This window comes from Acinetobacter sp. YH16040_T, from assembly GCF_024605785.1.
Taxonomy (GTDB): Bacteria; Pseudomonadota; Gammaproteobacteria; order Pseudomonadales; family Moraxellaceae; genus Acinetobacter; species Acinetobacter amyesii.
Map to the genome: position 1 here is coordinate 38,996 of NZ_CP094541.1, position 23,915 is coordinate 62,910.

The window sequence follows — 23,915 nt, forward strand, 5'->3', positions numbered from 1 at the left end:
GCAGGAAGCTGGTTTTGAAGTGACTAAAAGCTTTATCAGCGGTGTTACATATTTTTGCGATTAATTGGTTGAATGGTGAACTAATTTATCAGACATTAAAAATTCATAATGAAAAATATACAGGGAATAAGATCGATGCTAAGAATACTTACACAACAACTGACGACATCAAATCTTCAGCTCGCATTAGGCTGCGTTATTGCGCTTAGTGCTTCAGCAAGTTGGGCAGCATCTCCACAAGAGATTAAGCAAATTGCGGAAAGTCAAAAGCAAAGTTATTTAGAGACCTTGAAAACCTTGGTCAATATTGAATCTGGCAGTAAAGATATTGAGGGTTTGAATCAAATTGCTAAGGTGGTCGCAGAGCAATTAAAAGCCACAGGGGCTGAGGTGAACGTGATTCAGCCCAAAGACATCATGAAACTCGATGGTGCGCCAGATCAGACAGGGCCGATTGTCAAGGCGGTACTGAAAGGCAAAGGTAAAACGAACATTATGTTGTTGGCACATAATGATACGGTGTATCAAAAGGGCCAATTACAGGGTCAACCGTTTCGTATAGATGGTAATAAAGCCTATGGTTTAGGTATTTTGGACGACAAGCAAGGTGTTGCTGCAGTGATTCATGTCTTGGATATGCTGAAACAGCTGAAGTACCAAGATTACGGCACCATTACGGTGTTAATTAATTCAGATGAAGAAATCAGTTCACCCGGCTCGCGCCAATTGATTATGGATACAGCTCAAAATCAGGACGTTGTCCTCTCCTTTGAAACCGGTGGTTTAGAGGGAAGTTTGATGTTAGCCACTAGTGGGATTGGTGCGGCTTATTTAGATATTAAAGGGCGGGGTTCGCATGCGGGGGTAAAACCTGAAGCAGGGGTCAATGCCTTGACAGAACTGGCTTTTCAGATTCAACAATTAGAAAATCTATCCAATCCGAAAACGGGTTTAAAGCTGAATTGGACTGTTGCGACGGCTGGAAAAACCCGAAATGTGATTCCTGACCATGCGACAGCGCAGGCAGATGCTCGTTCCTTAAAACCACAAGATTTTGCTGAGTTGGAAAAAACCTTGAAGCAAAAAGTCAAAACCAAAAAATTGGCGGAAAGTCAGGTCGAGGTCAAATTTGAAGTCCGTCGACCACCTTTAGAAGCCAGTCCACAAGCCAAAAAATTGGCCGCGACAGCCCAGCAGATTTACACAAACGAATTAAAGCTGCCGATGAAAGTTGAAACGACCGCTTGGGGTGGTGGTACTGATGCCGCTTTTGCTGGGGTTAGTTCGAGAGCCGCGATCATTGAGGGACTAGGCATGTCAGGTGATGGATTACATTCAGATAAAGCTGAATATATTTTGACAGATTCTATCGTACCGCGTTTGTACCTGGTGACGCGTTTAATTGTGGAGAGTTCTAAAAAGTAATCGTATCCGATTGGGTGAGACCCATTGAGCCATGGCCCTGAGTTCGGTTGTGGCTCATGTTAGAGCTATTCTTGTGTAGCATTTGAAATGAAAAAAGCCTCGACATCCTGTCGAGGCTTTTTTCAGATTCATTCTAGCGGTATAACTCCTGTCCTACCGTAAGCTTCCTGCTTAGTCTTATCATTGTTGTTTTATGTTCAGTGACATCCTGTCTCTGTATGTTTTAACTTTATCGTGGATGATGCATGGCGTATAGCTGCCATCTGCCGAAAATAATGTAAGCCTGAACCTACAAAAGGCGGCATTTATCACGCGAACGGCAATAATTAAGCACTCACATATTGCAGTAATTTTTTGAAAATCCCTTTAACCGCTTTGTTGTCAAATTCATTCGGTTCGAATTTATCTGTTTGATTACGCGTGAAAATGTCACGAATTTCAACTACAGCATTACTGTCAATTAAGCCCAATTGAGTTGCCACTTGGCGAATTTGATCAATCGAACGTGAACCATTGGTGCCTCCATAGCTAACGTATGCCGCAGGTTTTCCGCCCCATTCTTTACCGAGGTAATCCAATGCATTTTTGAGCGCAGGGCTGTAGCCGTGGTTATATTCAGGGCTAATGAAAATAAATGCGTCGCCTTGCGCGATTTTATCAAATGGAGGGTAAAACTCTGTCCTTCAGGTCAGAGATATAAGCGACACGACATGAAGTGTCGTTTGATTTAACTAAGGACTATTTTCCTTGAGTTTTGATTGTTAATATAAGTACATGAAAACCCTTAAATTACGTATAAAAGACAAACATTGCAAGGTGTTAGACCAACTAGCATCAGAAGTGAACTTCGTCTGGAATTATGTCAATGATTTAGGGTTTAGGCATTTGAAGCGGAAAGGTGAATTTCTCTCTGCTTTTGATATTGCCAAATATACGAAAGGCACATCCAAAGAATGTAATTTACATAGTCAAACCATTCAGGCTGTAACTGAAGAATTAGTCACCCGAAGAAAGCAATTTAAAAAGGCAAAGCTGAAATGGCGTGTCAGCAATAAAAAATCAGCAAGGCGCTCTTTGGGATGGGTTCCCTTTAAAAAGGTGGCTATCAAATATGCCAATGGATATGTCCAGTATGGAAAACACCAATTTAAGCTTTGGGATAGCTACGGTTTAAGCAAATACACGTTAAAAACAGGTTCATTTGTAGAGGATAGCCGTGGGCGTTGGTATGTATGTCTTGTTGTTGAATCGCCTAAGCAAGATAAATCGACAGCAACCAAAGCGATTGGTATTGATCTAGGCTTAAAAGATATTGCCACCTGTTCTGATGGCACTGTAATTTCAAATCCAAAATTCTATCGAAAATATGAGCAGAAATTAGGTATTGCTCAGAGAGCCAGGAATAAGAAGCGTGTTCGTGCATTACACGCCAAGATTGCAAATAGTCGAAAAGATCATTTGCATAAAGCAAGCACCAAGCTTGTGAATGAAAATGCATTGATTATTGTAGGTGACTTGAGTGCTAAAAAATTAGTAAAAACCAAAATGGCAAAATCTGTTTTGGATACAGGATCTTCTGCACTAAAAACAATGCTCAAGTATAAATGCGAGAACGCAGGCGTATTGTTTGAAGAAGTCCAAGAAGCCTATACCACCCAAATCTGTTCGTGCTGCGGTGAGATCACCTCAAGTAGTCCCAAAGGTAAGACAGATCTTGGAATAAGAGAATGGGAGTGCATGAGCTGTGGTACAGCTCATGATCGAGATATAAACTCAGCTCTAAGCATTCTTGCGCTTGGGCATAAGCGTCTAGCTGTAGGAATCACCCTCTTTTAAGGGGGGGAGGATGTCAACTGCCCATGCTTGTTGTTTGGGTTGGTCATAAATGCCTGTTAATGGCGGATGTGCGCCTGCAAAAATTGGCAGATCCCATTCTTTTAAATCGACAATTTCAGTTTCTACGGTACTGTAGTCATAGCTTTCGATTTCTGAAAGTAGCCAGTTGGCAATTTTAATTGCCGTACGGCCTTCGCGGACACTGCCGACAATAATATGCAGTTTCATCATATTTCCCGTCTTGTTTTAAAGTCTTGCATTAAATTAATATGAATTCGGTCCGTTGCATATACAGAAAATGTATCGAGTCGATTGATAGTTATAAAAATAGTGATAAAAAAAGCTCCCGAAGGAGCTTTTCATTTGCTGAAACTTAGATCAGTTTTACGCCTTGTTGACCGGCAGGGGTCACTTTGAAAATTTCAACTTCAAAGGTGATATTTTTACCGGCTAGAGGGTGGTTGAAATCCACTTCGGTAATGTCTTCACCTACAGTTTTGATCACCCCATACAGACTTTGTTTGGCTTTATCTTCAAACTCAATCATATGGCCTTCAACAGGACGTTGCTCAAATTTGACAGTATCAAATTTTTGTACGTTTTCCGGGTTCCATGGACCAAAAGCATCTTCAGGAGGAAGGCTCACAGTACGGCGGTCACCTGCACGTAAACCGAATAAAGCTTTCTCAAAACCCGGTAATAAGCTGCCATCACCCATGACAAGGCTGACAGGTTCAGCACGGCTACGGGTATTGTCAATTTCTACGCCATTTTCAATAGCAACAGAAAAGTGAAGGTCTACTTTAGAACCTTCTTCAATACGAGTTTCCTCGTTAGGATTGATAAAATCAGTCATTTTGCGCTTCCGCACGTTGAATTCGGTGTTTTTCTAAGAAAAACGTATCGATAAGAAGCAGAATCGTGCCTAATGTAATGGCACTGTCTGCAATATTAAATGCAGGAAAGTGGCTGTTGTTGTAATACACGTGAATGAAATCCACCACATAACCTAAAGATACGCGGTCAATTAAGTTGCCTATTGCGCCGCCTAAAATCAGGGCAATGGCAATTGGAAGGACTTTCACGTTTTTTGGCATACGCATGAGCCAAAATACAAAAATGACAGACACAAGTCCTGCGAGTGAAGTAAAGAAATAACGTTGCCATCCACCGGCATCGGACAAGAAACTAAAGGCAGCGCCATAGTTATGTAGTAATGTCCAATTTAAAAAGGGCATGACAGGTACAGGATCTGCGTAGTTCAGATGTGTACTTGCAATCCATTTGGTCCATTGATCCAAAATAATGGCAACAATGGATAAGCCCACCCACACTAAATTGTGTGGGTAGAATTGAAAGAAGCCCTTTTTTTCTTGTGGATTAGGCATATTTTCTCTCTTCGCCTTGACCTGTAGGAAGGTTAATAATACAACGAGAACAAAGACCTGGATGTTCGTGATGTGTATTCACATCTGGCAGTACATGCCAGCAGCGTGCACATTTTTCACCGTCAGCAGCAGAGACTTTGACATTTAAACCGTCAAGGTCAGAGGCTTCGCCTTGTGCTGCGTCAAATTCATTAACAATCACTTGAGAGGTGATGAGGACAAAACGCAGTTCTTCACCGAATTTGTCTAAAACAGCTTTCAGTTCAGCATTGGCCCAAAGTTCAACTTTGGCAGACAAGTTTGAACCCACAGTTTTTGCAGTACGTGCAGCTTCAATAAACTTGTTTACTGCAGATTTGACGGTGATCAAGGTTTGCCATTCAGCTTCAGTCACCAGATTCGCTGTAGAGGCTACAGGAATGTCATACCACTCCGCAGTAAATACATATTTCTCAGATTGCTCTGGAATCAACGGCCAAGCTTCTTGTGCGGTAAAGCTCAAGATAGGAGACATCCAACGGACAAAGGCTTGAACCAAGTGATACAACGCCGTTTGTGCAGAATGACGCGCTGCTGAGTCTGCTTTGGTGGTGTACTGACGGTCTTTGATGATGTCGAGGTAGAAACCACCCAAGTCATTAATACAGAAGTTGGTCAATGCGCTAGTCACGATATGGAAGTTCATATCTTCATAAGCTTGTTGAATAGTTTTTTGTACTTCCGCAGCACGTTGCAAGATGTATTGATCCAGTGCGATCAATTGATCGACAGGCAAAGCATCAGTCGATGGTTTGAAGCCATTCAAGTTAGCCAACAAGAAACGCAACGTATTACGGATACGGCGGTAACCATCTGATGCACGGCTGAAGATTTCTTTACCTGCAGTCATTTCATAACGGTAGTCTGCAGACGCAATCCAGAAACGTAGGCCATCTGCACCCATGTCTTTAATGATGTCTTGCGGAGTGATCACGTTACCGATCGACTTCGACATTTTGCGGCCTTTTTCGTCCACAACGAAGCCGTGAGTCAATAAGCCTTTGTACGGTGCGCGGTTATTAATCGCCATAGACGTCAACAATGAAGACTGGAACCAGCCACGATGTTGGTCAGAACCTTCAAGGTACAAGTCAGAAGGGTCTTGCAATTCTTCACGTTCACGAAGTACTGCAAAGTGTGTTGTTCCAGAGTCAAACCAAACGTCTAGAGTGTCACGAACCGCATTGTACTGCTCTGCATCTGCACCGATAAACTCAGATGCATCACGGTTATACCAACCGTCAATACCTTCTTGTTCAATCAGCTTCGCGACTTCTTCGATTAGCTCAGGGGTACGCGGGTGAAGTTCGTTGGTATCTTTATGCACGAAGAATGGAATTGGCACGCCCCATGTACGTTGACGTGAGATACACCAATCTGGACGACCTTCAATCATCGATTGGATACGGTTTTTACCCCAATCCGGTACGAAGCTGATGTCATTTTCAATCGCGTTCAATGCACCTTGGCGTAAACCTTTTGCATCCATGCTGATGAACCATTGCGGTGTTGCACGGAAGATAATCGGTGTTTTATGGCGCCAGCAATGTGGGTAGCTATGTTTGATCACCACATGTGCCCAAAGTTTGCCTGCTTCGGTTAAAGCAGCAATGATTTTTGGATTGGCTTTGTAGATGTGTTCGCCTGCAAAAATTGGCGCAGTCGGTAAATATACACCGTTGCCGCCAACTGGATTGTCGACTTTCAGGTTGTACTGTAAGCCAACTTTATAGTCGTCCACACCATGGCCTGGCGCGGTATGTACAGCACCTGTACCACTGCCGTCTGTGACATGCTCACCTAAAATCACTGGTACTTGGCGTTCAGCAATTAACGGATGTTGTAGTACTAGATTTTCAAGTTTTGCACCAGCAAACTCAGCGATTACTTCAACTGCGTTAAAACCATAACGTTGAGTTGCAGATTCAACCAATGATTTTGCAAGGATGAAGTTTTGCGCTGCTTTGTCTTCGCCAGTTGCTTTCACCAATTGGTATTCAAGTTCAGCGTGTAGAGCAACCGCTTGGTTGGCAGGCATAGTCCAAGGTGTGGTTGTCCAGATTACGATATCTGTAGAATCGCTAACTGTAACACCTAGGCGTGCAGATAAATCAGCTAAATCAACAACGCTAAAACCAACGTCAATCGCATCTGATTTTTTGTCTTCGTATTCCACTTCAGCTTCAGCTAAGGCAGAACCACAGTCCAAACACCAGTTCACAGGTTTAAGACCCGGCTCAATATGGCCTGCTTTGGCAATTTCACCGAGCGAACGAACGATGTCGGCTTCTTGTTTGAAGTTCATGGTGAGGTAAGGGTTGTCCCAATCACCAAACACACCCATACGCACGAAGTCTTTTTTCTGTAATTCAACTTGGGTGTAGGCATATTCACGGCAGGCTTTACGGAAAGTTGAGGCATCTACTTTCACGCCGACTTTACCGACTTTTTCTTCAACTTTCAGTTCGATTGGAAGACCGTGACAGTCCCAACCTGGTACATACGGTGCGTCAAAACCGTCCATTACACGGCTTTTGATGATGATGTCTTTCAGGACTTTATTCACCGCATGGCCTAAGTGAATTTGGCCATTTGCGTATGGAGGGCCGTCATGAAGCACATATTTTTTCTTGCCAATACGCGATGCACGAATCTGCTGATAAATGTTGTCGGCATACCACTCTTCTAACCATTTCGCTTCACGTACTGCGAGATTTGCTTTCATCGCAAATTCAGTACCTGGGAGGTTTAGCGTGGCTTTATAATCCACTGCATTTTCAGGAGTTTGCTTATCGCTCATGCAAGTTGTCTTCCAAATTTATCAGCCCGTTGACTGACGCGTTTTACAATAAATAATCGGGGTTTAAAAGGGGAAATGAGGGTGCTGACCTCGAAACTCAAGGAGCTTTTCGACGTCGTCATCAATTCCGGCTTTCAGTGCTTCAAGCGAAGGGTAGTCCTTTTCGCCATGTAAAAAGTTCAAGAACGTCACCCGCATTAACAGGCCATACAGATTAGCAGAAACATCAGGAAAATGTACTTCTAATCGCCATTCAGGATGTTCCTGTTTAATTGCGGGACGCGTACCAACATGCCCTGCACCAAACAGGGCAGAGGGTGCATAACCTGCAACCCCTAATTTGTCAGCATTTTCGTTTTTTACTTTATCTGTTAAAGATTCGGTTTCACAAATGACATCGACTGCATAAATGCCATTTAAACAAGGTTTATGACGGTTTAAACGCACATTAATGGTAGGAAAATTAATGGTGCGACCGATTTGATCGCCATACTGCACACGACCGGTGATGCTATAAGGACGACCTAAAAGTTTTGCGGCATGGGCAAGGTCGCCTGCTTGTAATGTCTGACGAACCAGTGTCGAACTGACACGTTCGCCATCAACTTCGACATTTTGCAGGGCTGTGACTTGGAAGCCGTATTGGCGTAAAAATTCGCTATTGCCTTGGCGGTTTTTGCCAAAGTGATGATCTTCGCCCAAAACTAAACTTTGTGTATTGAGTTTATTTTTTAAAATATCGGCAAATTCTTCGGCGCTGAGATTACGAAAGGCATTGTCAAATTTCGCCACCACAATATAGTCGACGCCTAGTTCAGTTAAATATTCGACTTTTTCACGTAGTGAACTGATTCGAGGCGGTGCATCATAAGCTTTAAAGAATTCAAGCGGTTGTGGCTCAAAAATCATCACAGCTGTTTTTAAGTTTTGTTGCTGTGCTATGTCTTTGAGCTGGCTGACCATCGCTTGATGACCCAAATGTACACCATCAAAATTGCCAATGGTCACGGCAGTTTTGGGGAGTTCTAAGTGGGGCGCTAAAGCATTCAGACGGAGCAGCTTCATGGGCGAATCAATTGTTGAAAATGTTTGAGGGCTATATATTGCCATAATCTTCTGCGTTCGTCTTGTTGTTGTGTTTTTACTCAAGTTTTTTTATGCAGAGATGAATTTACTATCAATAAAATAAATTATAAAAATAAATATTAATCAATTTTTCTTGTTTAATGGTGTGCTTAAACTATAGACATTCCATTTTGATGAGCATCATGCGATGAAAATGCCATTTTATCAACTCCAGCATAAACAAGACTTGATTCGTCATTTCACCCCAAACTGGTTTACGGTGGTGATGGGCACAGGTGTGGTGGCCCTCATTTTACCATCTATAGCGGTGGCGCCGCAGTGGATGTGGTCCTTCGGAGCAGCGCTGTGGCAGATCAGCATCGTGTTGTTCATATTGTTTAGTGGGATGTATCTCAGCCGATGGATATTGTACCCACAAGCAGATTTTCCAGCATCCAGTGATGAGTTTATTTCTTGGGGCGATCCCCATGGCACTGGCAACCCTGATCAATGGCGCATTGAAATTTGGCACCACGCTATACACAGAGTTTTTGGGCATGAGCATCATCACATGGGCTGAATATTTATGGTATGTCGATGTGTTGATGTCAATAGCGATTGCATGGTGTGTTCCATTTCTGATGTTTAGTCGTCAGCAACATGCGCTGCAAGGCATGACCGCAGTATGGTTATTGCCGATAGTGGCTTGCGAGGTGGTTGCCAGTTCAGGCGGTTTATTGTTGGCGCATTTACCTGCACAGGCCCATGCTGTCCATATTTTGCTGGGGAGTTATCTGCTTTGGGGGATCTCAGTATTTCCTGCATTTGCCATCTTAAGTATCTTGTTGCTGCGTCTGGCTTTACATCAATTGCCAAGCAAGGATATGGCGATCAGCAGTTGGTTGGCCTTAGGGCCGATTGGGACAGGGGCTTTAGCGCTGTTACTTTTAGGAGAGCAAGCCCCACGTATTTTGACAGCGGTAGACTTGGCTGATTTAGGACAGGTGTTGCTTCAAGGCGGCGTGTTCGCAGCCCTTGTTCTGCTCGGATTTGGTGTATGGTGGTTTGGAATCGCTATACTCATCACGCTAAAACATTTACGAGATTTACCCTTTAATCTCGGGTGGTGGGCGATGACATTTCCATTCGGCGTTTTTAGTTTGGCGGTCATCCATTTGGCGGAACATACGCAATTACACGCTATTCAACAGTTCGGCACCTTTTTTGCAGTTTTGCTCTGTACGCTTTGGTTATTGGTGATGCTGAAAACTATACAAGGGTTTTATCGTGGCAGCTTATTTTTTTCTCCGTGTTTAAATGCGTATTGTGATGCTCAGCGCGCATCTTAAATGATGTCGGGTGAATGTAAATCCGTTGAAGAAAACTATAGCGCGTTGGCTTTGACGGATTTCAGCAAACAAATATAGAGCTTGTGCAAGCGTGTGATGCAGTTACGTTATTTTGCTATCCAAGCAAAACATTCATGTATAAAATTTGCGCGTATTTTCGAGAGATCAACTGGCTTCGAGATATAAACTTGCTTGAAGTGTAGGTGCTAGAGCAAGGCTTATGGATTAAAACAAAAAAGATAAAAATAAGGATCGAATTATGTGTAATCAAACCCGTTTTTGGGATGATGCCAAAGGATTATTAGAAGAGTGGTACGTCGCTTGTACCTCTAAAGAACTCAAAAAAGATCAACCATTTTCAGCCACCCTGTATGGTAAAAAAATTGTCCTGTTCCGACAAAAAGATGGGACAGCTGCTGCATTGCTCGATCAATGTGTGCATCGTGGTGTGCCTTTGTCAAAGGGTAAAATAACTGATGGCTGCGTGACATGTCCATATCATGGTTGGTCATATCAGGGTGATGGCCATGTGGCGCATATTCCTAGTGTCAATGGACAATTTTTTCCAGAAAAACCGCATCCTTTTAAACAGCGTAGTTTTGATGTGTGTGAGCAAGATGGGGTGGTATGGATTTATCTCGGTGAAAAGCCCAAACAGGAACGCCCGGAAATATTTAAATTACCGTTTTATGATCAAGCCGGCTGGGTCAGTTATTACATGGTCGGCAGTTATGATGGCGAGATGGGCGCTGTTGCACAGAATATAATGGATGTAACCCATACCATATTTGTCCATGAAGGCTGGTTTCGTTCAGAGTCGGGAAAAGCCGTGGATGCCACCATAGATGTCGGGCCGCGCAAAGTAGTCGTTGACTATCATGACCATGATGCAGATGTCGGCATGATGCCATGGCTGACCAATCCGCATGGTGCTGAACAGGTCCACCGCGACAGTTTTATCGCGCCGAATATTACCTTGGTGGAATACCATTGGGGAGAGCCATCGGGCATGGTGTTTAATAGTCTGATTAGCCCTGTGGGGCCGTATGAGTCACGGGTTTATACCTGTGTCAGTTATAAATTTCCGATTCCAAAATTGTTGTCTAAGGCATTGATGCCGGCTGTGAATGCCTATACTTGGGTGGTCAACAAACAAGACATTAAAATTTTGTCAGCGCGAAGAGCTGGCATCGAGCATATGCCGATGACCCATTCGCATAGTGTACGAGGGGATATGGCACATATTGCATTAGAGAAGATTTTAGATGCCTTACGTCATGACCAACAATTGGCACCATCTTTTATTGGCAAGCGGCCGATGCAATTTCAAATTTGATAGCATTCAAATCTGCGTGAGGAATTTATTTTCTGAGCAATGTGATTTTTGAAGATGATTTTTTCTGCGCACGTGCAAATGTATGCTATATGAAGGCATCAATTTGAGGAGACCGCTATGCGTCAGCAAATCGCTTTAATTATGGCACTGCCGAGTGAATCTAAAGGCTTGTTTGAAGCCGCAGGCATTGAAGTACATTACAGTGGTATTGGTAAAGTCAATGCCGCATTTAAAGCCTTTGATGTGATTCAAAAAACCGGATGTCATACTTTGCTGAATTTGGGCACTGCGGGAAGTTCACATTTTGATGCACATGCTTTGGTTGAAGTAGCTCAATTTGTACAACGGGATATGGATGTATCGCCTTTGGGTTTTGATGTGGGGGTGACGCCGATGGATACCGATCATCCTGCTGAAATTCAGCCAGAGAGCATGTTTAGCCATTTGCCTAAAGGAATTTGTGGTACAGGCGACAGCTTTGAAACTGGGCTGCCGAAAGTACCGTGTAATCTTGTCGATATGGAAGGCTACGCAATCGCTAAAGTATGTAAAAAACTGGGTGTTCGCTTTGTATCGGTAAAATATATTACCGATGGTGCGAATGACACAGCGCATCTGGATTGGGAAGAAAATTTATTATTCGGCGCAAAGAAATTATTGAAATTATATCAAACAGTCAAATAAGGCATTTAGCTAATTTCGGTCGGCGACCATAGAATGCTATGGTCGTATGCCAATTCGACCCAATTCAATTTACTTTTCTGGGCGTGGAATTACACCGTAAAGCATCATATGAACGGTATGTTGAATAATCCGTTGTTGCATACTGCGATTACGTAAGGTTTTTCCAGTGACCATTTCCATTTGGGTTGCAAAGTCAGCATAGTTTTGCGTAATTGCCCAAATGTTCAGAATTAAAAGTTCTGGATCAATATCTTTTGAAATTTTACCTTGCTCTTGCCAGTTGCTAATGACTTTGGCTTTGCGTTTCACTAATTTTTTTAGTGGGCCTTTTAAAATTTCAAGAATGTGTGGTGCGCCCTGAATGACTTCAAGTGCGAACAAACGTGAGGCTTTCGGTTGCGTACGAGATACTTCAATTTTCTGCAATAGATAATTGGTGATCGCTTCTTCAGGCTCAAGGTCTGCTTCCAACATTTGTAGCGGAGCAAGCCACTTTTGTAGAACCGTTGTCAGAACTTCAACATAAAGCGCTTCTTTATTTTCATAGTAATAGAAAATATTCGATTTATGCATTTCTGCAATCTGTGCGATCTCATCCAAGCTGGCGCCATTGAAGCCATACAGGGAAAAGACATCCAGTGCTGCATTAAGCAACTGGTGGCGTTTCTGGGTACTCTTTTTTTGTTCCATTAGCTCTTTTAAGAAAATGAAAAGGGAATATTGAATTGTACGGCAAATCAACAGATTTGTGCACAATCATCGTTTCTAATTTTATGAATTTTGGCAGTTTATTCTATTCAACGGTCAAATAAATACGACGAATGCCATAATATTTCAAATAATCATTTTAGGGTGAAATTTAAATAAATCATTATTTTTAGTCATGGATTTATATGATTTGTCGTAATTTTTGTGATGTATTTGTCAACAGGCGATAAATCTCCCCTAAATGCTAAACGTGGTTATGTTGCGATATTGCTCTAGAACAGGACAGGAAGTCACACAGTTTAAGTGATGATTTCCTGCACAAGTACAGCTTAAGTGGCCAACACTGCTTGTAAGACCTGTTGTTCAAGTTCAGTAAATTCAATGCCTTTTTTTCGTGGACGGGCCAAATCGACACGAAATTCTTTGGCAATATGGCCTTTATCGAGCAAGATTATACGGTCTGCCAACTGCACGGCTTCACTTACATCATGTGTGACCAAAATTGCGGTAAAACCTTGTTCAGTCCAGAGTTTTTCAATCAAATTCTGCATATCTAAACGTGTTAAGGCATCGAGCGCACCCAGTGGTTCATCTAGCAGCAAAATGCGTGGTTTATGTGACAAAGCACGTGCCAGTGCAGTACGTTGACGTTGCCCCCCTGACAGCTGTGTTGGCCAAAGCCCCGCTTTGTCTTTTAAACCGACTTTTTCGAGGAGTGCTGTAGCATTGGCGTGTTGGTCTTTGCTTAAACCAAGTTGTACATTTTTCTCAATGCTACGCCAAGGCAGGAGGCGAGGGTCTTGGAACATCACACGAATATCATCACTGGTGATGCCTTCACGAATATGACGTGCAGACTTAAATTTAATTTCGCCATAACTCGGTTTTTCTAAGTCGGCGATGAGGCGAAGCAGGGTACTTTTACCACAGCCACTACGACCGACAATCGCCAAGAATTCACCGGGTTGAATATGCAGGTCAAGGTCTTCAAGGACTTTAACATCGCCATAAAATTTGTGTAGTTGTTCAATCAGGATCTCTGCGCCCAACACCGCATGGGGGTTGATATCCTCGACAGAAGAACGCTGAGGTTGGGTTGAGTCGTCTGCATGACGGCTTATACTTAAATCGGTCATCATATGCTCCTTATTTTTGGTAACCCGAGTGCCAACGGAGTAAATATTTTTCTAAGGTAACAGCCAGTACATCGGCCAATTTACCGAGTAGGGCATACAATAAAATCCCGACCAAGACGATGTCGGTTTGCAGGAATTCGCGTGCGTTCATGGTCATATAACCGATGCCGGCTTGTGCAGAAATGGTTTCTGCCACAATCAACAAAACCCAAACGAGCCCGAGTGAAAAACGCAGACCAACTAAAATAGACGGCATCGCCCCCGGTAGAATGATTTCTTTATACAGTTGCCAGCCACTCAAACCGTAGCTTTTGCCCATTTCAATCAGTTGAGGGTCTACAGAACGAATACCATGATAGGTATTGATATAAATGGGAAAGAATACGCCAATAGCGACTAAAAACAGCTTGGCCGATTCATCGATCCCAAACCATAAAATCACCAATGGAATCAGGGCAAGAGCAGGAATGTTACGGATCATTTGCAGCGTGGTATCGAGTAGCGTCGATGCTGTTTTGGATGAACCATTCAGCAGCCCTAAAAAAAGACCTAATCCACCACCGACTAAAAGCCCAACCAAAGCACGACCGGCACTGATTTGAACATGCTTCCACAGTTCACCACTGATCAGTAAGTTCCAAAAGGCCACCACCACCGCACTTGGCGCAGGCAAAATACGACTTTCTAACAGCCCTGTAACAGAGGCAATTTGCCACCCGATAATTAATGCAATAGGAAACAACCAAGGCAGCAAACGCTGCCCGAGTTGTGTTCCACGTGAAACCTTCGGTGCTTTGAAGGTTTCAACAGAAGCAGTTTTGGACATTAGGCCGGCTCCTGAATCTTTTCAGCTTTTTTATTTTCATCTGGGGTGTAGTTGTTCGCGACAATCTCACCAAATGGGCCGGTTAAGTTAGGTTGAACCAATTTCTGACGTGTTTCCAATGGCAGTAATGGGAACACTAATTCTGCAAAACGGATCGACTCTTCAAGGTGTGGGTAACCAGAGAAAATAAAGGTGCTAATCCCGAGATCGGCATATTCTTGGATACGTGCGGCGACGGTTTCAGGATCACCAACGAGTGCCGTACCTGCACCACCACGAACCAGACCAACACCGGCCCATAAGTTTGGCGATACTTCTAATTTGCTACGGTCGCCATTGTGCAGTTCAGCCATACGGCGTTGACCAACAGAGTCCATGGTTTTGAACTTGGCTTGCGCGGCTGCAATGGTGGCATCGTCGACATATTGGATCAGCTCTTCTGCTGCTTTCCATGCCTCTTCATTGGTTTCGCGCACAATGACATGTAAACGAATGCCATAATTCAGTTCACGTCCTTTGGCTTTGGCTTTTTCACGCACCACTGCAATTTTTTCTTTTACCGCAGCAGGTGGCTCACCCCAAGTCAAATAGGTGTCAACTTGATCTGTTGCCAGTTCAACAGCAGCCTCTGAAGAACCGCCAAACCATAATGGTGGGTACGGTTTTTGTAGCGGCGGATAGAGTAATTTGGCGTCGTCCACACTCAAACGTTCACCATGGAAGGTATAGCTTTCACCGGTATGTGAGCGGGTTAAAATTTCACGCCAAATGGTGGTGTATTCCGCGGCAGTTTGGTAACGCGTTGCGTGATCTTCATAGACACCATCACCCTTGAGTTCCTGCTCATCACCGCCTGTAACTAAGTTCAGTAAGATACGGCCGCCAGATAAACGGTCAAAAGTTGCAGCCATACGTGCGGTTAGTGCAGGCGTTGTCACCCCCGGACGTAGCGCCACTAGAAATTTTAAATTTTTAGTGGCATCAATCAAGCTTGCAGCTGTAAGCCATGGATCTTCACATGAACGACCTGTTGGAATCAGAACGCCTTCATAGCCAAGATTATCCACCGCTACTGCAATTTGCTTCATGTAGGCATGATCGACTTGGCGTGCACCTTTACTTGTTCCTAAGTAGCGACTGTCACCGTGGGTAGGGATAAACCAGAAAATTTTCATGTTCAGTTCCTTGTATTTTTGATGGCTCGGGTATCAATGTGATGAAGGTGTCCAAACTTGCTTTTGGACTTGAATGTTGTTTGGAATCAGTTGGACTTGTTTAAATAAGTCCGCAATATTTTGCTGTGCTTGTATGACCTCGGGTGTCAGCGGGCGCACAGGAGAGGGTTTAGATCGGCGAGAAAAGGCTTGCGCAGCAATGTTCTTTTGCAGCCCTGTGCTGTTTTGATAAATCTCTAAAGCCACATTTTGGTTCTTCACAATCCACTGATCGGAAGCATCTAGGGCCTTTAAAAATTTAGCTGGGGCATCAGGGTGCGCTTGAACAACTTTTGGATTTGCCACATAAAATGAATAGGTCTTTGGAAAATCACCGGATTGAATCAGCACTTTAGCCTGAGCATCCAACTCCGCTGCAGATAAAAACGGGTCCCAAATGGCCCATGCATCAATTGATTTTTTATCAAATGCGGCACGTGCATCTGCTGGTGGAATCCAAATCGGTTGAATGTCATTCCAAGTCAAACCGGCTTTTTCTAAAGTTTTGGCTAATAACTCATGCGCACTCGAGCCTTTTTGTACAGCAACGCGTTTGCCACGTAATTCTTGAATGGTTTTGATTGAGCTATCCGCTGGAATCACGACAGCAAGCGACTGTTCAGGCACCACTTCATAGCCAATATAATTCAGGTCTTTATTGGCAGCTTGGGCAAAAATAGGCGGGGTGTTGCCGACATAGCCATAATCCACCGCACCGACCGCAAGGGCTTCTAACATTTGTGGGCCAGCAGGGAACTCCTTCCACTCAATGTGAGCACCGGGAAATTGTTGTTCAAAGAGCTTTTGTTCACGGGCAACCAATAAATTTAAGGCTGATTTTTGAAAACCAATAACCAAGGTTTTTACGGCTGTTTCAGTTGGTTTTTCACGATCCTGCTGTGCTGTTTCTTGTTTTTGGCACGCACTGAGTCCAAGGCACAAAGTGGCTAAAGTCAGTATGGAAAATGTTCTTAGAATACGCATGGCATCGCCCTTATGCTGTAGTCGGCTTATTTGATAATGGCCGACTCAATATTTAATTTATTGGGAATTAATTTTTCGTTATAAAACGCATCAGCGACTTGCTGCTGCTCTTGCGCCACTTGTGTAGTAATCGGCGTCACTTGATTGCCTAAACGGGAAATTGAGGTTTTAAGCACATCTAGACCTAAGCCGGTTTTGCCTTCGAGTAACTTGGCCGCTTCGTCTTGATTTTTTGAGACCCATTGCGTGGTCAAATTCAACTCATTCACCACAGCTTGCAGCACTTTTGGATTTTCCTGAGCAAATTTACGATCGGCCAAATAGAACTGGTAGTTCTTCACCAAGTTTTCGCCATTGGCAATGGTGCGAGCATTAAGTTGATGCTCAGCAGCAGAAAGGAACGGGTCCCAAATTACCCATGCATCAACGGCACCTTTTTCAAAAGCAGCACGTGCGTCGGCAGGTGGTAAATACACGACATTGATGTCGCTAAATTTAAGCTGATTGGCTTCCAACAGCTTGAGCAACAGGTAATGCACGTTTGAGCCTTTGTTTAAGGCCACACGTTTACCTTTTAAGTCCTGAATACTGTGAATAGCCGAATCTTTTTGCACAATTAACGCTTCAGCTTTTGGAACTGCAGGTTGGTTGGCAATGTAAACCAAATCGGTTTGAGCGGCTTGAGCAAAGATAGGCGGTGCTTCACCGACTTCACCAAATGACACGCTGCCCACATTGAGCCCTTCAAGCAGCTGTGGACCCGCAGGAAATTCCACCCATTTGATATTTACACCTTGGCTTTTTAAGGCTGTTTCTAAGGTTCCGCGTTCTTTTAAAATTGGCAATAAGCCATATTTTTGGAAGCCAATATTTAAGGTGACATTTTCATCAGCCTCTTTTTTGCCACAGCCCGACATCATCATGGCACCCACAACCGCTGTAGACAGTACAAGTGTTTTTGTCCAAAGTTTTACTTTGTGAGTACGCATGTGTTGCTCCTATAAAGGTCTAAATGTGCAGAACTGTTGATTTATGAACACATAAGCTAAAGAGTTTTCTTTTTCGAAAAAAATAAGAAAACTTAAATTTAAAATCAGGAAAAAAGATAAATAAAAATCAGCAAAACTTATGAAAAATTATGATTTTAGAAAAACATATAATGTGTCAAAGTATTATTTTAAGTTATTGAAACTTATTCATTTATTGTATTTATTTAAATGATAGATATCGTTATTCTGTGGCTTGCATAGTGATTTGAGAGCCTAGACAAAGGATTCGGCATAACCTTATGCAAAATAATGCTATTCAGCGCATAGAAAAAGCCACTTTAAAGTGACTTTTTACAAACCAATGAGTTTCTTTGATAGTTATATAAGGCCTGACGGGCATTCGGTAAGTCATCGACACTGACTTGTTCAAAACCTTGTTCAAGGAACCAATGCGCTGTTCGTGTGGTCAAAATAAACAATTGTTCAATACCTATATCTCGCGCTTTTTCTTCTAAATAATGCAAAATTTGGCTACCGCGATTTGATTTTCGATACCCCGGATGCACAGCCACACACGCGATTTCAGCAGAGCGTTTTTCATTCCCTGTGACAGGAATCGGGTATAACGCAGCGCAGGCCAAAATCGTACCGTCACGTTCAATCACTGCAAATTGTCCAATTTCATTTTCCAAACGTTCGCGTGAGCGATAAACCAAGATACCTTCTTGTTCGAGAGGGCGTAACAGATTGATTAAGCCACCCACATCTTGAATATCGGCAGTACGCACTTCTTCATAATGCGCATCAGTGATCATGGTGCCAGAACCGTCACGCGTGAACAATTCTTCGATCAATGCGCCATCATAAGCATAGGAAATAAGATGAACACGGTGCACGCCTTGTAGGGAGGCATCTTTGGCAACGCTTAAATGCAGGGCAATATCGGGATTAGAATCTTGATATTGCAAAATATGCTGATCAAGTTGATGAGGTGTAATTTCGCGTTGTAGCTGCCCATGTTCATTGTGCAAACCGTGTTGTTTGCCCAAGAAAATCAACTTATCCGCTTTTAAACTGATCGCGGTTTTGGTCGCAACTTCTTCAGCCAATAAATTAAACACTTCACCTGTCGTGGAATAACCTGTTGGCCCAAGCACCACAATATTTTGGCTCTCTAAATGACGTTGAATCGCATGGATATCGACGGAACGAACTTCACCAGACAGTTGAAAATCGATACCGTCACGAATGCCATACGGTTTTGCCGTGACCAAATTGCCTGAGACCACATCAATACGCGCGCCGTACATCGGTGAGTTGGCTAAACCCATAGACAGGAGGGCTTCAATTTGCAGACGAATGGAACCGACGGCATTCATCACCGCAGGTAAGGATTCGCGAGTGGTGATGCGACGGTGATGATGAAATGGTGTCTTGATGCCGCTGCTTTGTAAATTATGATTGATTTGCGGACGAGCACCATGCACCAAAATTAGACGAATACCAAGTGAGTGTAATAAGGCAATATCATGAATAATGTGTTGAAAATTTTCATGTTGCAGCGCTTCACCATCAAACATGATGACAAAGGTTTTGTTGCGATGCGCATTAATATAGGGTGCAGAATGACGGAACCAATGCACATACTGTAAGGTTGTGCTGGAAGATGGTTCAGTGATATTCGTTTGCATGCCTATGCCTGTTTATTCGCTTTGGTATGGATGATTCTAAACAAAAACATATGACAGCGGAAAGCAAATTTGACATCCTCACCCCCTTAAACGAGGGTGATTCCTACAGCTAGACGCTTATGCCCAAGCGCAAGAATGCTTAGAGCTGAGTTTATATCTCGATCATGAGCTGTACCACAGCTCATGCACTCCCATTCTCTTATTCCAAGATCTGTCTTACCTTTGGGACTACTTGAGGTGATCTCACCGCAGCACGAACAGATTTGGGTGGTATAGGCTTCTTGGACTTCTTCAAACAATACGCCTGCGTTCTCGCATTTATACTTGAGCATTGTTTTTAGTGCAGAAGATCCTGTATCCAAAACAGATTTTGCCATTTTGGTTTTTACTAATTTTTTAGCACTCAAGTCACCTACAATAATCAATGCATTTTCATTCACAAGCTTGGTGCTTGCTTTATGCAAATGATCTTTTCGACTATTTGCAATCTTGGCGTGTAATGCACGAACACGCTTCTTATTCCTGGCTCTCTGAGCAATACCTAATTTCTGCTCATATTTTCGATAGAATTTTGGATTTGAAATTACAGTGCCATCAGAACAGGTGGCAATATCTTTTAAGCCTAGATCAATACCAATCGCTTTGGTTGCTGTCGATTTATCTTGCTTAGGCGATTCAACAACAAGACATACATACCAACGCCCACGGCTATCCTCTACAAATGAACCTGTTTTTAACGTGTATTTGCTTAAACCGTAGCTATCCCAAAGCTTAAATTGGTGTTTTCCATACTGGACATATCCATTGGCATATTTGATAGCCACCTTTTTAAAGGGAACCCATCCCAAAGAGCGCCTTGCTGATTTTTTATTGCTGACACGCCATTTCAGCTTTGCCTTTTTAAATTGCTTTCTTCGGGTGACTAATTCTTCAGTTACAGCCTGAATGGTTTGACTATGTAAATTACATTCTTTGGATGTGCCTTTCGTATATTTGGCAATATCAAAAGCAGAGAGAAATTCACCTTTCCGCTTCAAATGCCTAAACCCTAAATCATTGACATAATTCCAGACGAAGTTCACTTCTGATGCTAGTTGGTCTAACACCTTGCAATGTTTGTCTTTTATACGTAATTTAAGGGTTTTCATGTACTTATATTAACAATCAAAACTCAAGGAAAATAGTCCTTAGTTAAATCAAACGACACTTCATGTCGTGTCGCTTATATCTCTGACCTGAAGGACAGAGTTTTACCCTCCATTTGATAAAAAAACACCTGAACAGTGTTCAGATGTTGGGAAAGGGACTTAAGAGATCGTTGAATGATTAGCCATTCTTAATACGAATGATGCGATCGGTACGATCATTGACTAGCACGTAGTCACCATTGATTTTGTACCATTGTTGATAACGACCGGTGTTTGGTAAGCGGCGCGCTTCACGATCACTCACTTTGTAGCGGCTTGAATCGAAATAACGAGGAAAGCTTTGACCAACACGCCAATCGCGGCTTGGATTTACACGACGAAAGTCATTACGGTCGTAGCGATTATTGTCATAACGGTTGTTGTTATTCCAATTGCTCGGACGGTGATCTTTATCCCAACGGTTGTCTTGATGTTGGTATGACGGATGGTAACGGCGGTCATCTTGACGATGGTCTGGCGCAGCAATGGCTGCTGTTGTTGCCATCAAAGCCGATACGGAAAGAACTAAACTCGATACGATTTTGTTCATGGGACACCTCTATACATTTCTAATCTGTTTTTCGATGATTCAAAATTAGCGAGAAAGTTCAGAGAAAGCGTGGGGGCAATATAGTTGAATTGTGAAATGTATGGAGGAAATTTGAAGGTGTGTAAATGATCTGAACGCTAGGCAGCATCAGCTTTTGCGGTTAAACATTAAAAAAAACTCATAAAAAAGCCCAGAGTTGATCTGGACTTTAAAAATATGGCGAAATTAAATTCAAAACGGCTTACATACCTAAAATTTTCAGAATACTGTTACTATCTGAGTTGACCAATATGTAGTCATTATTGATTTTATACCATTGCTGATTACGCGATGGTTTAGGTAAGTTATGGTCTTTATAATCGACTTTATAACCATTACCACGATAATGCTGTGGCATCACATAGCCCGTTTGCCATTTATGTTGTTGCAAACGTTTGACTCCACGTTGTTCACGCATACGGCGTCGATCTTCAAGATCGTCATCGTCCTGATAACCACGGAAATCACGATCTTTTTTCATTTGACCATATGCATTGCCGCGTGGGCCATCAAAGCCACGTTCATCGTTCTTGAAGTGAGGCGCTGCAGACGTGATGCTGCTTGCTATTAAAGCACTGAAAGAAAGAGCCAAAATTGGCAAAATCTTTTTCATGTTCAACCCTCATGAGTAATTTATCTTCAATATCACTACTGTACGCATTAAATGCAGAGAAACTGTGAAGAAAGATGAATATTTCTTTAAATAAAACGAAGAGATTGCGGATATTATGCGATAAATTTCGCGCCGAGAACAATCTTTCCATCTTGAAAGCGATGGTCCGATAATGCGTGCTTTTTATCCTTGCAATGCAGTCTTGATCAAATTTGAGGTCTATTGTAAGCACGATCAAAAACGCCCATCAAGTCTTGATGGGCAAATAGGGTAGAGATACTGGAATGAAAACGGTGGGTAAATTCGGGTTTTAGTACCACTGTTCATTGAGGCATTGGAGTGAATAAATCGCTTGAGCCACAGATTCAGCTTGCTCGGCATCGTCCATTGCAGAGATCAAATTTTCAGTCAGTTGTAAGGTTTCAATTGAACGAATGGTTTCAATTTTACGTGTTTGATCAGCCATTTGGGTCTCCTTGCCGTCGGTCTATGTCATGGCCAACAGTCTATGCTTTTATACTTAATTTGAAAAACCGAATATTATTATAAAATTGATTTAAAAATGCGATTAATGGAAAGTTGGGTAATGAAGCTGTCTATTGATCAAAGCTTGTTGAATTTCAAATGCTAATCTAAGGGTTTAAAAAAAGGGCATCAAATGGCCCTTTTTAGTTCTAAATGTGTCACTTGGAACGTAATTAGTATGCGTATTTCAGGTCGGTATAATCCGTTAATGATTTTTGAATATGAGCTTGAATAAATTCATTAATATCTTCAGGTGTCATTGCTGCACCTTGTTTGGTAATCACATGCTCAAACGGTGCTTGATCTTGCGCAATGATGCGATAAACAAAGTTAGTGATCACTTGAAAGCCTGCTTCTTGCTTTTGAATGCAAGTGACATAGAAATAGGCATGCTCAAAGTTTAAGTCAGTATGCGAAAAAATAAATTGTTCAAATAATTTTGCATTTTGACCGACATCTAAGCCTTTTAAATCGTCCATGATACTCGGGTCGAATTTCATGCCATATTTTGCTGAAATCGGTTGACCATCGACCAGTAGGTTAACCATGCCATCCTCAGTTGGAGTCACTGTAATATTGCTAAAGTCAGACATGTATCAATCCAATGTTTTTAAAGAATGCCCCAAGTATCGGCAAATTTGCTAAAAACTCAAGTCGACTTTCGCGTGGTCACTGCAAAATCATTCGGTTAATGATGCGTTGTAAAGATTCAAGACATAAAAAAAGGAAGCGCGATCTTCCTTTTTAAATTGGGTTTTCACCCTATTCATCTTGGGCATCTATGCTGGCACCGGTTAAATGCAAGCTGTCGTCACCCATTAAATATAAATATGCAGGCATGATGCTTTCAGGCGTAGGCAAAGTTTTTGGATCTTCGTCTGGATAAGCTTTTGCACGCATGGCAGTACGTGTCGCACCAGGGTTAATACAGTTAAAACGAATATTGGGGTGTTCATTTTCTTTAGCGAACAATGTGCTTACGGCTTCAATGGCAATTTTTGAAACCGAGTACGCGCCCCAACGTTCACGGGCTTCACGTCCCACACCCGAACTGGCAAAGACCACTGAGGCATGCTCAGATTTTTGTAGTAGTGGCATCAGCTCTTGAGTCAGTACAAAGGGCGCGCGAAGGTTCACCGCCATGACATCATCCCATACATCCACAGGATAATGTTCTAGTTCAGTTCGCTCACCCAAAATCCCAGCATTATGCAAAATGCCGTCTAGGCGACCAAATTGCTTTTCTAAGGTATCGACCAACAGCTCATAATCACGAGGAGAGGCACTAGACAGTTGTAGCGGTAAAATCGCCGGTTGGGGGGCACCCAAGCCTTCAATTTCATCGTAAATCACTTCTAGTTTATTCAGTGTGCGTCCATGTAAGACCACGGTTGCGCCATGTAAGGCATAACTGAGGGCAGCCGCACGGCCAATACCATCGCCCGCACCTGTAATCAGGATAATGCGATCTTTGAGCAGATCGGGGCGAGGTTGATATTCTGAATATTTCATCCGTACCTCCTCGTTTTAT

21 protein-coding genes and 3 pseudogenes are annotated in these 23,915 nt (G+C 42.8%); 5 read left to right on the top strand and 19 right to left on the bottom strand.

Going from position 1 to position 23,915, the window contains the following annotated elements; genetic code table 11:
• Positions 1–135 precede the first annotated feature (135 nt).
• Positions 136–1,425, top strand: a complete 1,290-nt coding sequence (locus MST16_RS00180; RefSeq protein ID WP_180009618.1) for a glutamate carboxypeptidase — start codon at positions 136–138, stop codon at positions 1,423–1,425.
• A 326-nt stretch (positions 1,426–1,751) separates the two neighbouring features.
• Here MST16_RS00180 and MST16_RS00185 read toward each other — a convergent pair.
• Positions 1,752–2,084, bottom strand: a pseudogene (locus MST16_RS00185) (NADPH-dependent FMN reductase); the annotation flags it as partial.
• Positions 2,085–2,199: 115 nt separating this feature from the next.
• Here MST16_RS00185 and MST16_RS00190 point away from each other — a divergent pair.
• Positions 2,200–3,261, top strand: a complete 1,062-nt coding sequence (locus tag MST16_RS00190) for a transposase (protein WP_257245667.1) — start codon at positions 2,200–2,202, stop codon at positions 3,259–3,261.
• 18 nt (positions 3,262–3,279) lie between these two features.
• Here the strand turns inward: MST16_RS00190 and MST16_RS00195 are convergent.
• The 5 genes and pseudogenes from MST16_RS00195 to ribF form a co-directional block, all read right to left on the bottom strand.
• Positions 3,280–3,489, bottom strand: a pseudogene (locus tag MST16_RS00195) (NADPH-dependent FMN reductase); the annotation flags it as partial.
• A 145-nt stretch (positions 3,490–3,634) separates the two neighbouring features.
• Entirely contained in the window at positions 3,635–4,117 is a 483-nt protein-coding gene (locus tag MST16_RS00200) for a peptidylprolyl isomerase (protein WP_078190656.1), read from the bottom strand.
• Positions 4,110–4,649, bottom strand: a complete 540-nt coding sequence (lspA, locus tag MST16_RS00205; protein WP_078190655.1) for a signal peptidase II — start codon at positions 4,647–4,649, stop codon at positions 4,110–4,112. The genes MST16_RS00200 and lspA overlap by 8 nt, the downstream gene beginning before the upstream one ends.
• Positions 4,642–7,488, bottom strand: coding sequence for an isoleucine--tRNA ligase (gene ileS, locus MST16_RS00210; RefSeq protein WP_180009564.1), 2,847 nt, complete (start codon positions 7,486–7,488; stop codon positions 4,642–4,644). The genes lspA and ileS overlap by 8 nt, the downstream gene beginning before the upstream one ends.
• 63 nt (positions 7,489–7,551) lie before the next feature.
• Positions 7,552–8,553: a riboflavin biosynthesis protein RibF gene (gene ribF / locus MST16_RS00215; RefSeq protein ID WP_168379800.1), complete on the bottom strand. Its 1,002-nt coding sequence runs from the start codon at positions 8,551–8,553 to the stop codon at positions 7,552–7,554.
• Between the two features lie 208 nt (positions 8,554–8,761).
• On the opposite strand from ribF, the pseudogene MST16_RS00220 reads away from it, so the two are divergent.
• The 3 genes and pseudogenes from MST16_RS00220 (at position 8,762) to MST16_RS00230 (ending at position 11,922) form a co-directional block, all read left to right on the top strand.
• Positions 8,762–9,902: pseudogene (locus tag MST16_RS00220) on the top strand (TDT family transporter).
• 259 nt (positions 9,903–10,161) lie between these two features.
• Positions 10,162–11,238 (top strand): aromatic ring-hydroxylating dioxygenase subunit alpha, encoded by a 1,077-nt coding sequence (locus tag MST16_RS00225; RefSeq protein ID WP_180012132.1) that lies wholly within the window; start codon positions 10,162–10,164, stop codon positions 11,236–11,238.
• 117 nt (positions 11,239–11,355) lie between these two features.
• Positions 11,356–11,922 (top strand): 5'-nucleosidase, encoded by a 567-nt coding sequence (locus tag MST16_RS00230; RefSeq protein ID WP_111886021.1) that lies wholly within the window; start codon positions 11,356–11,358, stop codon positions 11,920–11,922.
• A gap of 69 nt (positions 11,923–11,991) precedes the next feature.
• Here the strand turns inward: MST16_RS00230 and MST16_RS00235 are convergent, their stop codons facing one another.
• From MST16_RS00235 to MST16_RS00295, 13 genes are all read right to left on the bottom strand, one after another.
• Entirely contained in the window at positions 11,992–12,612 is a 621-nt protein-coding gene (locus MST16_RS00235; RefSeq protein ID WP_078190649.1) for a TetR/AcrR family transcriptional regulator, read from the bottom strand.
• 347 nt (positions 12,613–12,959) lie between these two features.
• Positions 12,960–13,766 (bottom strand): ABC transporter ATP-binding protein, encoded by an 807-nt coding sequence (locus MST16_RS00240; RefSeq protein WP_078190648.1) that lies wholly within the window; start codon positions 13,764–13,766, stop codon positions 12,960–12,962.
• Positions 13,767–13,776: 10 nt separating this feature from the next.
• Positions 13,777–14,592 carry an aliphatic sulfonate ABC transporter permease SsuC gene (gene ssuC / locus MST16_RS00245; protein ID WP_180009569.1) on the bottom strand — a complete coding sequence of 272 codons (816 nt, stop codon included), beginning with the start codon at positions 14,590–14,592 and terminating at the stop codon, positions 13,777–13,779.
• On the bottom strand, positions 14,592–15,767 hold the full coding sequence (ssuD, locus tag MST16_RS00250; RefSeq protein ID WP_180009570.1) for an FMNH2-dependent alkanesulfonate monooxygenase: 1,176 nt from the start codon (positions 15,765–15,767) through the stop codon (positions 14,592–14,594). Before ssuD ends, ssuC begins: the two co-directional genes overlap by 1 nt.
• 33 nt (positions 15,768–15,800) lie before the next feature.
• Positions 15,801–16,790, bottom strand: coding sequence for an aliphatic sulfonate ABC transporter substrate-binding protein (locus MST16_RS00255; protein ID WP_180012134.1), 990 nt, complete (start codon positions 16,788–16,790; stop codon positions 15,801–15,803).
• A 26-nt stretch (positions 16,791–16,816) separates the two neighbouring features.
• The gene (locus MST16_RS00260) at positions 16,817–17,779 is read right to left on the bottom strand and encodes a sulfonate ABC transporter substrate-binding protein (RefSeq protein WP_168379805.1); all 963 of its coding nucleotides are present in this window, start codon (positions 17,777–17,779) and stop codon (positions 16,817–16,819) included.
• Between the two features lie 338 nt (positions 17,780–18,117).
• Positions 18,118–19,470 (bottom strand): amino-acid N-acetyltransferase, encoded by a 1,353-nt coding sequence (argA, locus tag MST16_RS00265; RefSeq protein ID WP_180009572.1) that lies wholly within the window; start codon positions 19,468–19,470, stop codon positions 18,118–18,120.
• A gap of 86 nt (positions 19,471–19,556) precedes the next feature.
• Complete coding sequence (locus tag MST16_RS00270; protein ID WP_257245669.1) at positions 19,557–20,618, bottom strand: transposase; 1,062 nt, start codon at positions 20,616–20,618, stop codon at positions 19,557–19,559.
• A gap of 178 nt (positions 20,619–20,796) precedes the next feature.
• A complete protein-coding gene (locus tag MST16_RS00275; RefSeq protein ID WP_168379728.1) occupies positions 20,797–21,207 on the bottom strand; it encodes an RcnB family protein in 411 nt (136 codons plus the stop codon).
• A gap of 241 nt (positions 21,208–21,448) precedes the next feature.
• A complete protein-coding gene (locus MST16_RS00280; protein ID WP_180008591.1) occupies positions 21,449–21,859 on the bottom strand; it encodes an RcnB family protein in 411 nt (136 codons plus the stop codon).
• 310 nt (positions 21,860–22,169) lie between these two features.
• Positions 22,170–22,325, bottom strand: a complete 156-nt coding sequence (locus MST16_RS00285; RefSeq protein WP_180008593.1) for a hypothetical protein — start codon at positions 22,323–22,325, stop codon at positions 22,170–22,172.
• Positions 22,326–22,557: 232 nt separating this feature from the next.
• Entirely contained in the window at positions 22,558–22,977 is a 420-nt protein-coding gene (locus tag MST16_RS00290) for a hypothetical protein (protein ID WP_180008595.1), read from the bottom strand.
• 169 nt (positions 22,978–23,146) lie between these two features.
• A complete protein-coding gene (locus tag MST16_RS00295; protein ID WP_078190639.1) occupies positions 23,147–23,896 on the bottom strand; it encodes a YciK family oxidoreductase in 750 nt (249 codons plus the stop codon).
• Positions 23,897–23,915: the final 19 nt, after the last annotated feature.